The sequence below is a fragment of the Haloarcula mannanilytica genome (assembly GCF_005406125.1).
GTDB lineage: Archaea > Halobacteriota > Halobacteria > Halobacteriales > Haloarculaceae > Haloarcula > Haloarcula mannanilytica.
In genome coordinates, this window is sequence record NZ_BIXZ01000004.1 from 78,214 (window position 1) to 91,665 (window position 13,452).

Sequence of the window (13,452 nt, forward strand, 5' to 3'; positions counted from 1 at the left end):
CAGCGGTATGTGAAAATATACCATAATCAGCCGCTTCAGCCCGTCTCCCGCCGACATCGACTATGGACGGGAGAAGATTTATATTCTTTAATGAAGTATGCACAATTATAATGAACTGCACCAACTGCGGCACACGGATGTCTTACAACGACCAGACGACAAAGCTCACAGAGTTCGTCTGCCCCAGTTGCCACGAAACCGTCATCGACTGGAAGGCCGAGGCCCGAAACGCCCGCGTCCACTGAGCAGTTCACACCGTTTTTTCGTCGCTACTCTCGCGTGTAGCCACTGGCCCGCCGACTGACTACCGTGGCTTGGCGCACGTCTTAAGTTCGATAAACACGAGAAGAATTGCTTATAGGGCAAGATGAGGCCTCTTGTCAATCGTAGCGGGGTTTGTTTGTAACCTATCTCAGTGAGTCGTCCCCTGGCTGAGAGTGAGTTCTACCCCACCACGCACCGAAGTAGAGTACTGCAACGGTTCCCCATCCTGCTGCAATGAGTGTGTGACCCTCAATTAGAGCCACCAAAATGAGAAGTATAGAACCAAGCAACAATCCAAGATGAGATCGGCGTCCGGGTAAGTCCATAACGTGAGCTACTGTTTGAAAGTTTATATTAATTTCCCGAGTGTTCAGGTAGTGATTCAATGACAGAGTAACGACTTCTTAGACAAGCCTCTTCCAGTCAGTAGAGACGAATCTTTTACTGGACCAAACTTCTGTTAGGACGTATGGAGGCAGTTCAACGGCTGTTGTTTCGTGAGCCAGATGGCCGACGGAAGGGCCTCTTATTCTCACTCATCTCGTTCATTTGCATCCTTGGATGGGTATATTTCGGTATTGTACTTAACGGCCCTCACAACCTGCTCTTTTTGGGTATTGCGTTTGCGTTCTCTGGGTTAGCCGAATCTCTGCCGCCGAACCGACACCGTTCGGCAGGAGTACTGCGAATACTTGGTCTCGGTATCCTCGGTGTCTTCATTGTTCTCCTCATATTGCGTCCAGAATCGATATGGGGCTGAGCGCGAGCGAGCGGGTTTGACAAATCCGCAGGTCTACTGATCATATAATTCATTAAAAATAATATCGAAATAAATAACTTAGTGAACTGGTCTATGACACCCTACCAAGACCGTTCATATTCGTGCAGAAACGATTGGCGAATGTTTTTATATTTCAGGAGATGATTCCGGAGCAATGGCAAATTCGCTACGCATCGGCTGTCTCTATGCCGACTCCTGTACGGACGAGCAGGCGGCGGCCTACGACTGGTGTCAGGAGATAGCTGACGATGCCGAGCGATGCGCACTCTCATCTATCGACCCGACCGAGTACGATGTCCTCTGGTGGCATCGGGACGAGCAGTTCGACGAGCAAGCGCTGGATAGCGCGCCGGAACTGGCCGCGTACGTCCGGGACGGTGGGTCGCTCCTGTTGACACTGAGCGCGATGGCCGCCGTCGAGCCGCTGGGGTTCGAGGAAGTCGCGCCCGACGCCGTCGGCTGGGAAGAAATTCCCGAACCGACCGGGCACCTCTGGCAGGCGCTGTACGACGATCATCCGATTCACGCGGACTACGACACGCTGCGCGTTCACACCCGTGGCTCTGGCGTGACGATTCCCTACGCGAGATACGAGTCCATCGCGCCCCAGTCCGGGGACGTGCTCGCGAGTACCGTCCGGGGCGACACAGATGTCGTCAAGCAGATGGCGATTGTCTCCTGGGAACCCGGGGACGGGCAAGTGCTGGGCATCGGTTCCTCGGTGGCGTTCGCCCAGCCGACCCACGACGTGTGTCAGGGCAACCGCGAGACGCTTATCGAGAACGGGCTGGCGTTTCTGGCGACGGACGAGCGACACCCGCTGACGGGCCGCCCGAAGGGCGTGGACACGTTCGAACGGTTGCGCGAGCGACTCACCGAGGACCCGCAGCGACCGTCCTATCATGTGACGCCACCGGCGAACTGGCTCAACGACCCGAACGGGCTCATCCACTGGAACGGCCGTTATCACCTGTTTTACCAGTACAACCCGGCCGGGCCGTTCCACAACACGATCCACTGGGGCCACGCCGTCAGCGACGACCTCGTCCACTGGGAAGACCGGCCGGTCGCGCTCACGCCCTCGCCCGACGGCCCGGATCGGGACGGCTGCTGGTCCGGCTGTGCGGTCGACAACGACGGGGTTCCGACCGTGCTGTACACGGGCGGTCGGGACAAGCGCCAGCTCCCGTGTATCGCCACCGCCGCGGACGACGACCTCACGGCCTGGAACAAGGACCCTGACAACCCCATCATCGAGGAGTTGCCGACTGAACCGGAGGTGCTCCGGACCGAGGACTGGGAGGGGGAGTTCCGGGACCACTGCGTCTGGCGCGAGGACGGGACCTGGTACCAGCTCATCGGGGCCGGCATGGAGGGCGGCGGCGGGGCGGCGCTGCTGTATGAGTCGTCTGACCTCCGGGACTGGGAGTATCAAGGCCCCATTCTCGCGGGCGACCGCGACACTGCCGGCACGGTCTGGGAGTGCCCGGAACTGCTGGATTTCGGCGACAGACAGCTCCTGCACGTCTCGAACTACGAGGACGTGGTGTACTTCCTCGGAACCTACGACGACGGCGAGTTCGATGTCGACCGCCGCGACAAGCTCGACCACGGCGACTTCTACGCCCCGCAGTCGATGTGGACCGACGACGGCCGCATCCTGACCTGGGGATGGCTCCCCGAGGCCCGCGACGTGAGCGGGCAGTGGGACGCCGGCTGGTCGGGCGCGATGTCGCTGCCCCGGGAGCTGTCCCTGGCCGACGACGGCGGCCTCTGCCAGCGGCCGGCCTCCGAACTCACCGAGCTACGGGGCGACAACACCAGCTACGATGTGGTGCGTCTCGGCCCCGGCGACACCGAGCAGTTGCCGGTCGAGAGCCGGTCGTTCGAGTTCCGCGCGACCGTCCGTCTGGAAGACGCCGAAGCCGTCGAGCTGTCCGTCCTCGAATCGCCGGACGGCGAGGAGCGGACCCCGATTCGGTACTCCTACGAGAGCGAAATCGCCGTCGACCGGTCGGAATCGAGCACCGACCCACAGGCGACTGGTGATGTCCAGTCGATGCGGGTCCAACCCTACGACGCGCCGCTGTCGCTGCGTGTCTTCGTCGACGGGAGCGTCGTCGAGGTGTTCGCCAACGAACGCCACTGCTTGACCAGCCGCGTGTATCCGACCCGTGAGGACGCGACCGGCATCTCGCTGTCGGCCGACGGCGGCCGTGCCACTATCGCGTCACTGGATGTCTGGGAACTGGATGGCGTCTGGTAAGGGTCTTGGTGACCTTTCGTCGGCTGTAGTCCTGCGAAAAGATGGTTTCAGTGTTCGTTACTGCGACTCAGATTCGGTCTGCGTGTGGTAGCTTCCCGACCCGGCGTCCTGTTTCCCGCGCCGAATCAGTTCGCGGTCCGTCGGCGGGAGCGTTTCGCCCGCCAGCGGGATGTGCCAGTGCCCGAGCGTCCCGATGATGTGCGTTCGGCTCCCCTCGACATCGAGCCGGAGCGTCGGACCGAGCGAGCCGCCGAACCGGCGCATTTGCTCGGACTCGGGCAGATGGGCGATCTCGTCCAGCGTCTCGCCGTCGAAGTCGTAGTAGTTGAAGAAGCTCTGGACCAGCACCTCCTCGCCGTGGGGGAAGGCCATCCACGAGTACGACTGGAACGGCGCGTTTTCGGGGTTCGTGGCGACGAGTCCGGACTCGTTCAGCGGGACGTACTCGCCCCGGAGGTCCTCGGCGACGAAGCCGTACAGTGCGTCGAATCCCTCCAGTCCCGGCGCGAACGTGTGGAGGTGGCTGGAGATGAACAGGTAGTACAGGCCGTCGCGGTACACGATGTGTGGCCGTTCAAGTTCCTGATTGACGCCCACGGCGTCTAGCAGCGGGTCTTCGAGTTCCCACTCCAGTGGGTCGCCCGTCGGCGAGCGAGCGATGCCGACGCTGCCGTTGAACTCCTGTAGCGCGTCGTCGCCACCGCAGACATCGCTCCCTTCCGGAACCGGCGTGTTCGCCTCGAAGAGGAGCCACGTCTCGCCCGTCTCGGGGTCCTCGAAGAACCACGGGTCACGGAAGGTGTATATCATCCCGCGGGACTGGTCTTCGCGCTCGTAGCGCTCGCCATCAGGCGTCAGCAGTTCGTGGTGGGTCCACGGCCCCGATAGCTCGAACCCGTCTGTTGTATCGATGCTGCCCCCCTCCGCGCCGACGATGCGCTGCGTGTAGGTCAGGTCGTCGGCTCCGTCTTCGCCCGCTGCGGTGTAGAACAGGTAGACGCTGCCGTCGTCATCGTACAGCGCGGATCCGGCCCACTGGCGCTGGCCCAGCGCGTCCTCGAACACCGGACCGGCGTTGTGCCAGGTGCGGCCGTCGTCGGAGTAGAAACAGCGAATCGTCGCCACGTCGTGTCGCTTGCCGGGCAGCAGGTCCGACGGGGCGGTCAGCGAGAAACAGACCCGGTAGCCATCGACTTCAGCCAATGTGCCATCGCGGTTGCGGAGAAACCAGGTGTCCCAGATGTGGACCTCCGGAATCTGTTCGGTCGCGGGCGGGTAGACGATGGGGGCGACGGTGTCGTCGGTCCGCTCGATCCGTTCCGCCTGCTTGTGTGTCCAGCCGGCGCGGGCCCCTGTTCCGGAATGACCCTCGCCGAGCGACTCCTTTGCCATGTCCCACGTTGGGTCGACCACGGGTATAAACCTTGGCAGGTGGGTACTACTGCTGTTGTATGAAAAATTTCCTATGGGTTCGTTTTCGCGGCGGCGATGACAACGGCGACCGAAGGAGCGTCGTCAAAACGACCAGCCAGTACCGCTACTCGCCGGAATCCTCGCTCCGGCCGACGCCCTCCGGACCGGTGATATCGAGCGGCCGGATCCACTCATACCAGATGAAGACGACACCGAGGCCGTACCCCAGCGCCCAGGCGGCACTCCCGATCCAGGGATAGCCGAGGGTACTGAACCCCCAGTTTGCGAGACCCGGGAGGATGATCGCTGCGACGACCGTCAGCGCCAACACGACTGCGTCCTGGCTGTTCACGGCCGTGGCCTCCCCGTTGCTCGCACGTTCATACCCCTTCATTCGGCGTGGACACTGGTGAGTCTGTCGAAACGCCAAGCCGTGACTGGTCTTGACGCCGACGCCGTAGCCGTCCCATTTTTATCATCGTATGCCCTACCCCGGATGTCGGGAATGTCTCAGAACCACACAGACCGGTCGTCTTCGGAAGACATCGAGTGGTGCTACGATGCCGTCCATCGTGTGTCGCGGACGTTTAGTCTCACGATTTCGGAACTCAACGAACCGATGGCCCGGGACATCTGTCTGGGCTATCTGCTCTGCCGTGTGGCTGACACGGTCGAGGACGCCGGTCACCTCCCTCCAGCGGTACAGACCGAACTTCTGCAGACGTACAGCCGCTCGCTCGAACCCTCCAGCGGGACGACCGTCTCGTCGTTTCACGACGCCGTTGAAGAGTGGATTCCCGCGACGACGGACGCGGACTGGGAAGTTGTCGAGAATGCGGGCCGCATCGTCGACGTGTTTCACACCCTCGATGACCACTCCACACAGGCGATTCGCGGGCCGGTCCGGGAACTCGTCGACGGGATGGCGATGTTCGTCGACCGCTACGCCGACGCCGGCGGACTGCGAATCAAGACCCTCGACGAACTCGAAGAGTACTGCTGGTACGCCGCTGGCACCGTCGGGACGCTGGTGACCGGGCTGGTCTCCCACGAGGCCACCGACGAGCAGGTGGCTCAGATGGAGGAAAACGCCCGCTCGTTTGCCCTCCTGCTCCAGCTCGTCAACGTCGCCAAAGACGCCGCGACGGACATGGAGGAGGAGAACAACGTCTATCTCCCGCTTGAACTGCTCCACGAACAGGGCCTGGACCACAGCGACGTGAGCGACACCGACAACGTCGAGTCGCTGGTCCCGGTCATCGAGCAGGTCACCGAGCGCGCAGAGAGCTACCTCGACGATGCCCAGGCGTGGCTCGAAGCGATGCCCGAGACTCGCGGGAACACCCTCTCGGCGTGGGCGATTCCGTTCCTGCTTGCCGTCGGAACGATCCGCGAACTCCGCGAGCGGCCCGCAGACGTTATCGAGCAGGGCAACGTCAAGATCTCCCGCGAGGAGGTTCACTCCGTGACACAGCAGTTTGGCGGTGACGGAGACCCCTCGATTGGGGAGTTACGGGCCAAGATCCGAAAGCAGCCGCTCCACGAGTACTGACGACGACCGAGACATTCCCTTCTGCGTTCGTCCGCGGCCGGAGTCACGTCGACTCCCACCCGGACGTGTCCCTCTCTCCGCACCCGCAGGTCACGCCGCGTCACGCGCGTCGTATCGCTGCACAATCTTCCTGAGCCACTGAAGTTTCAATCCGACCATCGCCAGCGTGCCGGCCGTCGCGACGCCCGGGCGACGACGCCAGGCCGCCCACAGTGCGACAACCGATGCCAGCGCGCCGCCGGTGTTGTAGACGTTTGGGTGGTCAAGTCCCAGTGTTCCGTTGTCCTGCTCCCCGAGCCACCACCGCTCTGCCAGCACGGCGCGGGTCATCCAGGCGTCCTCGGTGTCCGGCGGCGCGAACAGGACCGGATTGATGACCGTCCACAGGAGGGCTGCGGCCAGGAGCCGCCAGCGCCGCTGATACACCGCGTACACGATGACCGCGCCGGTCGGCACCCGCGACCAGCCGCTCTTTGGATTCGAATGGCGGGCCCAGAACCAGTCCCGGACGCTGTCCGGTAGCGGTACTGTCATGTCTATCTATCAATCGTGTCAAAGTATAACACTGCCGCCGGGCGCTGTGGCCCAGAGCACCTGCCCGGATCTGTTCGTCCGGGGACAGAACACTCATGTCCGCCCTGTGTGAACGCCGCCTATGGCCACAGCGGCGTCGGGGCTCTCCGAGCCACGGGTACTCGCCCGGACGAAAGACCGGCTGTTCGCGGACCGCGAGGACGCCTACGTCGTCGCGGACACACAGTTCGCACAGCAGCGCTGGCTGGACGAGACGCCAATCGAGGCGAGCGTGCAGGCGACGCTCGCGCCGTTCAACCACGTCCGGGTCGGGACGGGCTATCCCGACCTCGTGGGCGTGCAGACGCTCTCGACGGACCTGCTGTCCGTCGACCGGCTCGGCGACCGGCCGCCGCTGATCGCCGTCGAGGCGAAGGGGTACACTGAAAACGGTGCCGTCGATGCCGAGCGCGGCGTCGTCCAGGCCTACGACCGGCTCAACGAGGCCAACGTCGCCTTCCTGACCGCACCTCGGAGCGGTATCTCCACCGCCGCGCGGACGATGGCCCGTGAACTGAACGTCGGCGTCCTGGGCGTCGAACGCGATGGCACGGTTGCAGTGCTCGAACAGCCCCGCGTGGTCGGCCACGGCTCGATGGACGCCGCCTCGGCTATCCGGTTCCAGGCCAGCGCCCAGGGCGTCGCCGACCAGAACTTCGGGCTCAACCATCCGAAGAACTACATCGCGGTGCCGCTGGCCGTCCACCACGACGGCGACACGCGAGACCTGCTCGCCACTCACGTCGTCGGGGCCGTCGACGGCGCTCTCGCCGGGGCGCAGTTCCTGAACCTCGTCGATACCGGCCAGGGTTCGCTCACGCTGACGCCGCTGGGCCGGGAAGTCGTCCGCTTCGCACTCCGGACGGTCGGCGACCTCGACGCCGCCTTGCGTCGGTTCGAGGACTGGCAGCGCTCCCGCAAGCGGTTCATCGATATCGCACCGCAGTGGGGTCAGCTCGTCCGCCGCGTGGTCTCTGACTACCCGGCCACGGAGTTGCTCGTCGACGGACTCTACGCCTGCCACCGGGACGGCTACGGCTCCCCGTCACTGGTCGAGTTCGTCGAGTACCTCCACGCGCTCCACCCCGAGTTCACCGTCGAACTGTTCCTCCGCGGCGACGAGGCTGTTCGCCAGCGGGTACTGACCGGCGACGGCGACCTCCGCCGCTCGGAACTCACTGACGGCAGCGTCTACCACTCCCCTACTGTCTTCCAGTTGAAGGCGATTTACTACCACGCCGGTATTGTGACCGACCGCGGCGCGGAGCCATCCAATCTCGACCCCGAGCGCGACGAGTGGGCGCTGAGTGACCCGCTCGCGTAGCGACGCCGGATTGGTTCGTTGTCTTTCTACCGACGCATAACCCTGAAGCCTCGGTAGCCCCTACAGTAGCACAATGCCCCGAACCCTGGAACTCCCCAACGGCGATGTCGTCTCACCGGACGACGTGTTCTGCTACAACGACTATCCCTATCGGCTCGTCTGGCTGGAGAGCGACACCCACGAGTTCGCGCTCTCGCCGCTGTACTGGGGCGACAGCGGCATGGACATCCCGTTTCAGGACCGCGAGGCGCTCGTCGATCAGTGGGAGGTCGATTCGCAGGGTCGGATGACCGCCGAGGAGTGGGCGACCTGGCTGGACGACGCGACGGATGATCCTCGCTACAGCGACGACGAGGTCGCGTCGCTCGCGGCCGAACTCCCGACGGAGTGGGACGCTGATGACGGGGATTCCGGCTCGGGTGGCGGCCTCCGGGACCGACTCGGTCTGTGAGCGTCGACGGACTCTGAAAGCTATTAATCCGTCCGTGCTGCAATCCCGTGCATGGAACCAATCTGGCTCGCCGCCGGCGGGGCCGCCCTCGCTGTGGGCCTCGTGCTGGCATTCGCAGTGAACCGGCGGACCTCGGACAGCAACGCGTCGAAACGCGCTCATGAGGCCGCACAGGAGCGAGAGCCACCGGTCGAACTCGGCGAGACATACGAGTTCGGTATCAGTGAGTTCACCGACCACCACTCCGGCGACCGCGTGGCCGTCGGGAAAGTCGAGGGATTCGTCCTGTTCACCGAGGACGTGCCGTCGTCAGTGTCAGCCGGTGACGTGATCCGGGCGAAGGTACTGTCGTTCAACAGAGACCACACTTCCGCTGACGCCCGGTTCGTTGAGCGCGCCTGAGCGGTTACAGCAGGGAACTGGGACACACGGCACCCCGACAGTCCCGATGGCCATGGAGAAACGGATATGTGTCCACCCCGATAAGACAGTCACAATGAGCGAATCGGATGGGGCGGGTGCGAAACAGGACACTCGCGACGTGATTATGGAGGCCACGTTTCGAGCGCTGAGCAAGCACGGGTACAAGGATTTGCGGGTCCGGGACATCGGCGAGGAGATGGACATGTCCCGGCAGGTGATTCACTATCACTACGACGGCAAGTACGATCTCATCTCCTCGTTTCTGGAGTATATTATCGACCAGTACGAGGGCAGCGTCGAAGTCGACGACGAAACCGACCCCCGATCCGAGCTGGATACGCGCATCGACCGCTGCCTGTTCGGCCCGGAGTTCGACGACTTCTCGCACTGGGACCGAATGAAAGTGTACCACGAGTTGTACGCCTACGCCCAGAACGACGATGAACACCGGGAACTGTTCAACGAACACTACGACCGGCTCCGGGAAAGTATCGTCGCGGCTATCGAAGAGGGCATCGAGCAGGGGACGTTTCGCGATGTCGACGCCGAACTGATGGGCCAGCTCATCACCGACGTGATTCACGCGGCTCGGGGTCGGCGGATCGCCCTCGGGCACGAGGACGCCCCCGCGGAAGCCAAGCGAGCCATCGACGATTTCATTCTCGACTCGCTGTACCCGCCGCAGTAGCGAAGTAGCGGCCGTAAAACAGCGTTAGACGGGACTGATACCGACACTGAGCGCCCACGTGCCGGTAGCGGATGCTGCGACGACGAGCGCGCCGCCAGCGAGCGTCACGTTCTTCAGGAAGCTGTTCAGCTCGTCCTGTCGGTCCTCGTCCGGCACGGCCCAGAAGTCGTGCATCGCAACGGCTGAGACGACCAGGAACACCGCGAGGGCGACCGCCGCGACGACGGGGAAGACCCCCACGGTCACACCGATCCCGCCGAGGATGAGGAGGCCGCCGGACGCGAGGACGGAGAGCTTCGGCGCGGGGAGGCCCTTGTACTCGGCGTAACCGGCCATCTGTTCAGTCTGCGTGAAGTGGCTCAGCCCGGTGTACGCGAGCACGCCACCGAAGAGGACGCGGCCGACGACGAGCAACACGACGTTGAGTTCGGGTGCCATCAGGCGCTCACCACCGAGACTGTACGATAGCTTTCAACGGAACGGATCTGGGGACTAGTGGAGTTCATTGGAATAGTAGATGGTGACCGCGTGGTTAGAGTTCCGGTACGTCCGACGGCATGTCGAAGTCGTGGTAGTACTCGCCTTTCTCCTTCGAGAGGATGTCGAGCACGGCGGCTGCGCCGTCGCCGGCCGCGATGACGGCCTGCCACTTCTCCGCTCGTCCCATGGCCCCGGTCGCGTACACGTTCTCGACCGACGTTTCCATGTCGACAGTCACGTCGACGACATCCTCATCGGTGAATTCACAGCCGAGGTCTTCCGCGAGACTGCGGTCGCCACCCGTTGCGAGGACGACGTAGTCCGCGGCGTACTCGTCGTCGTCCGTCGACAGGACGAACCCGTCGTCGGTCTGTTCGATGTCGGTGACTTCCGCCTCGTGCAGCGTCGCACCTCGGTCGCGGGCCTGCCCGCGAGCAATAGTGAGGAACTCCTCACCGCTGATGGACCGCACAGCGGGGTAGTTGAACAGGTGCGCCTTGTGCATCCAAGACTCGTCGGTGTCGAAGGCAATCGTTTCGAGGTCGTTTTTCGCCGCGTACTGTGCCGCACTCAAGCCGGCGGGACCGCCGCCGACAACTGCTACATCTGCCATGTGTCACAGCATGGACCGCGTATAAAAGAGTCTTACCATATGGTAAAATATCGCCCGGATTGCAGAAACAGAGACGGACGGCCGATTGTCAGCCAGCTCGTTCACACGGACTCGGAGCCAGTTGACGCCGCCAATTTACAGAACGTACGGCCCGCGCTGTCGAATCGGCTCCCCGTGTGGGCGTCCCGAGACGGCGACCACACGAAGCGACTCATCACTCCGTAGTGTCAGGGACTGCGCGTCGGTGACTGGCACTACATCGCCAGCGGCGAACGACTGCCCCTCGACCGTTCCATCGCCGGCGACACCATAGAGGAATCCCGACCACTCCTCGGGCACCGACCACGTCCACGCGTCGGCCACGGACACGTCCAGATACTCCATCGGCGTATAGAGGCTAATTGGCGACCCGTCGCCGATAACCGTCGTGACTGTCGCGCCGCCACGTTCCGCCGTGGGCAGTTCGTCGGCTGTCGCATCGACGTAGTCCGGGTCCGCGTCTTTCTCCGCCTGTGGCAGATTCACCCAGAGTTGCAGTCCGGTACAGGCCTGTCCGTCCGCGGGGAACTCGGAGTGACGGATCCCGCTCCCGGTCGTGATTCGCATCGCGTCGTTCTCGTAAGCGGTGTTTGTGACGCCGAGCGAGTCCTCGTGCTCCATGCCGCCCTCGATCATGTACGAGACGATCTCGAACCCCCGGTGGGGATGCATCGGAAACCCCTTGTCGGGGTCGATATAGAACTGCTCGAACAGGACGAACGGATCCAAGTTGTTCGGATAGCTATCCGTGGGAAACGCACGGTTCGAGTTCACGCCCGTTCCGTGCTGGACCATCTCGCCGGAAATCGGCCCGTCAGCCGACGCCCGTGACTCGTTCTCGGTCATACCTCTCCTTGTTTACCGAGCGGTAAAAACTATCGGGAGTGAAGTGCGACTGATCTCCGGCCCTGATTCGGTGGCACTTTTCTCACCGGGAGCGAATCTGTGACAGCGGAAGTAGTCCAGCCTTGCAGACGGGCAACTGCCTCACGCTACTGCTCTTTCGGCGTAGATACAGTGTAGACAGGGTCGCCTACTACAGTGGGACTATCCTTCAAAAGCGTGCAGCGAGCGGATGGGTTGGGGCGGATTCGAACCGCCGACTTCCTCCGTGTGAAGGAGGTATCATAACCGAACTAGATCACCAACCCGATGCACTCGACTCTATTCGAGCGCATCCCTTAAGAATTGCTTTCCGACTACGCTTCCGTCTCTTCCTTGCCGCGGTAGTCGCCGATCTTCCCGCGGGCGTCAGCGATCGCTTCCTCAGCCTCGCCTTCGGCCTTCTCCTGCAGTTCTTTTAGGTCGGCCTTGACAGCCTCCAGTCGGCTGGGTTCTGGCTCCGCTTCCTTGCCGGTGAGTTCGCGGAACCGCTCCTCGACCGGTTCGAGTTCTTCTTTCACGCCTTTCGTGGCGGTCTTGCCGGCGCGTTTCAGGTAGTATCGTGCGTCTTCGAAGTGTTTGTTCATATCTGTCCCTACGCGAAGGACGAATATATCTCTTGTGCCCGGAAAACAATGAAAAACCGCGGCTAATCGAGGGACGGCGAGCGGCCACGATGATAAACGTGCCGGGCGGGTACGAACTGTTTTGCGCCGCCACCTGCAACGGGGAGACATGTTCACACGGGTGTCGATTCCGACGCCGTTCCAGGTCGGGGCAGTCAACGCATATATCGCGCGGCGAACGCTCGTCGATCCGGGACCTGACAGCGAGGAAGCGTGGTCGCGCCTGGTCGAGACGCTTGAGGCCCGCGAACTCTCGCCGGGTGACATCGAACAAGTTCTGGTCACACACCCACACCCGGACCATTTCGGCATGGCGAACCGCTTCGCCGAGCGGGGCGCACGCGTCCTCGCCAGCGGACCGGCGGCGGAGATAATGACTGATTTCGCGGCGCAACTCCACGCCGAGCAGTCGTACTTCGCGGATTTCTTCGAGCGCTGTGGGGTCTCTCGGGAGACTGCTGAGACGGTGACGCAGTTGCCCGAGGCGTTCCTGCCCTACGCCCAGAGTGTTGACACCGACCGCGTGCTGGACGCGGGAGACGCCGTGACCGTCGACGATACCGAACTCACGGTCGACACTGTCGACGGGCACGCCGCGGGCGAAATCATTTTTTCGTACGACTCCCAGGGCCACCGCGAAGCGCTCGTCGGTGACAACGTGCTTGGCGATATCACGCCGAATCCGTTCCTCCAGATACCCGACGACAGCGGGACGCGCCCGCGGGTGTTGCCGGCGTTTAACGACTCGCTCCGGTGGCTGCGCGAGCAGGGCCACGACCGGTTTCTCACCGGCCACCGCGAGCCGGTCGAGTCGCCACAGGAGCGTATCGACGACATCCTCGCGGAACACGACCAGCGCACTGCGGAGGTCGCCGACATCGTCTCCGGCGGCGCGACGACACCGAGCGACGTGATGACGGCGCTGTTTGGCGACCTCCCGGCCACGGAGTACTTTGCCGGGATGAGCGAGGCCGTCGGCCACTTGGACGTGCTTGAAGCCACTGGACGCGTCGAGAACCGCGAGAGCGGTGGCGTGTTCGTCTACGAGTCGGCGTAAAGTCCGCTCTATGTGAGCGT

The 13,452-nt window shown here is 63.0% G+C and carries 15 protein-coding genes and 1 tRNA gene; 8 read left to right on the top strand and 8 right to left on the bottom strand.

Translation table 11 applies throughout. The features are described from left to right. Positions 1 to 110: 110 nt before the first annotated feature. Together Harman_RS21975 and Harman_RS12510 are read left to right on the top strand one after the other, a co-directional pair. Complete coding sequence (locus Harman_RS21975; RefSeq protein ID WP_268812801.1) at positions 111 to 245, top strand: hypothetical protein; 135 nt, start codon at positions 111 to 113, stop codon at positions 243 to 245. Between the two features lie 954 nt (positions 246 to 1,199). Beyond that, the gene (locus Harman_RS12510) at positions 1,200 to 3,311 is read left to right on the top strand and encodes a GH32 C-terminal domain-containing protein (protein WP_137684132.1); all 2,112 of its coding nucleotides are present in this window, start codon (positions 1,200 to 1,202) and stop codon (positions 3,309 to 3,311) included. Positions 3,312 to 3,368: 57 nt separating this feature from the next. Here the strand turns inward: Harman_RS12510 and Harman_RS12515 are convergent, their stop codons facing one another. Further along, on the bottom strand, positions 3,369 to 4,703 hold the full coding sequence (locus Harman_RS12515; RefSeq protein WP_137684133.1) for a glycoside hydrolase family 68 protein: 1,335 nt from the start codon (positions 4,701 to 4,703) through the stop codon (positions 3,369 to 3,371). Positions 4,704 to 4,848: 145 nt separating this feature from the next. After that, positions 4,849 to 5,118 carry a hypothetical protein gene (locus Harman_RS12520; RefSeq protein ID WP_235007205.1) on the bottom strand — a complete coding sequence of 90 codons (270 nt, stop codon included), beginning with the start codon at positions 5,116 to 5,118 and terminating at the stop codon, positions 4,849 to 4,851. Positions 5,119 to 5,229: 111 nt separating this feature from the next. Between Harman_RS12520 and Harman_RS12525 the strand changes: the two genes are divergently transcribed. Next, positions 5,230 to 6,276: a phytoene/squalene synthase family protein gene (locus Harman_RS12525; RefSeq protein ID WP_200830892.1), complete on the top strand. Its 1,047-nt coding sequence runs from the start codon at positions 5,230 to 5,232 to the stop codon at positions 6,274 to 6,276. A 90-nt stretch (positions 6,277 to 6,366) separates the two neighbouring features. Here the strand turns inward: Harman_RS12525 and Harman_RS12530 are convergent, their stop codons facing one another. Further along, positions 6,367 to 6,810, bottom strand: coding sequence for a DUF6653 family protein (locus Harman_RS12530; protein WP_137684135.1), 444 nt, complete (start codon positions 6,808 to 6,810; stop codon positions 6,367 to 6,369). A 121-nt stretch (positions 6,811 to 6,931) separates the two neighbouring features. Between Harman_RS12530 and Harman_RS12535 the strand changes: the two genes are divergently transcribed. The 4 genes from Harman_RS12535 (at position 6,932) to Harman_RS12550 (ending at position 9,735) form a co-directional block, all read left to right on the top strand. Continuing rightward, on the top strand, positions 6,932 to 8,173 hold the full coding sequence (locus tag Harman_RS12535; protein WP_137684136.1) for a hypothetical protein: 1,242 nt from the start codon (positions 6,932 to 6,934) through the stop codon (positions 8,171 to 8,173). A gap of 73 nt (positions 8,174 to 8,246) precedes the next feature. Beyond that, positions 8,247 to 8,624, top strand: a complete 378-nt coding sequence (locus Harman_RS12540) for a hypothetical protein (protein ID WP_137684137.1) — start codon at positions 8,247 to 8,249, stop codon at positions 8,622 to 8,624. Between the two features lie 51 nt (positions 8,625 to 8,675). Beyond that, complete coding sequence (locus Harman_RS12545; RefSeq protein ID WP_137684138.1) at positions 8,676 to 9,026, top strand: TRAM domain-containing protein; 351 nt, start codon at positions 8,676 to 8,678, stop codon at positions 9,024 to 9,026. A gap of 94 nt (positions 9,027 to 9,120) precedes the next feature. Further along, a complete protein-coding gene (locus Harman_RS12550; RefSeq protein WP_137684139.1) occupies positions 9,121 to 9,735 on the top strand; it encodes a TetR/AcrR family transcriptional regulator in 615 nt (204 codons plus the stop codon). 24 nt (positions 9,736 to 9,759) lie between these two features. Here Harman_RS12550 and Harman_RS12555 read toward each other — a convergent pair whose 3' ends face one another. From Harman_RS12555 to Harman_RS12575, 5 genes are all read right to left on the bottom strand, one after another. Continuing rightward, positions 9,760 to 10,173 carry a DoxX family membrane protein gene (locus Harman_RS12555; RefSeq protein WP_137684140.1) on the bottom strand — a complete coding sequence of 138 codons (414 nt, stop codon included), beginning with the start codon at positions 10,171 to 10,173 and terminating at the stop codon, positions 9,760 to 9,762. 94 nt (positions 10,174 to 10,267) lie between these two features. Then, the gene (locus Harman_RS12560; RefSeq protein ID WP_137684141.1) at positions 10,268 to 10,828 is read right to left on the bottom strand and encodes an NAD(P)/FAD-dependent oxidoreductase; all 561 of its coding nucleotides are present in this window, start codon (positions 10,826 to 10,828) and stop codon (positions 10,268 to 10,270) included. Positions 10,829 to 10,963: 135 nt separating this feature from the next. After that, positions 10,964 to 11,713 carry a pirin family protein gene (locus Harman_RS12565; RefSeq protein ID WP_137684142.1) on the bottom strand — a complete coding sequence of 250 codons (750 nt, stop codon included), beginning with the start codon at positions 11,711 to 11,713 and terminating at the stop codon, positions 10,964 to 10,966. Positions 11,714 to 11,943: 230 nt separating this feature from the next. After that, positions 11,944 to 12,018: transfer RNA gene (locus tag Harman_RS12570), tRNA-Val, on the bottom strand. Between the two features lie 48 nt (positions 12,019 to 12,066). Then, entirely contained in the window at positions 12,067 to 12,336 is a 270-nt protein-coding gene (locus Harman_RS12575) for a DUF7553 family protein (protein WP_137684143.1), read from the bottom strand. A 148-nt stretch (positions 12,337 to 12,484) separates the two neighbouring features. On the opposite strand from Harman_RS12575, the gene Harman_RS12580 reads away from it, so the two are divergent. Further along, positions 12,485 to 13,432, top strand: a complete 948-nt coding sequence (locus Harman_RS12580; RefSeq protein WP_137684144.1) for an MBL fold metallo-hydrolase — start codon at positions 12,485 to 12,487, stop codon at positions 13,430 to 13,432. Positions 13,433 to 13,452 lie beyond the last annotated feature (20 nt).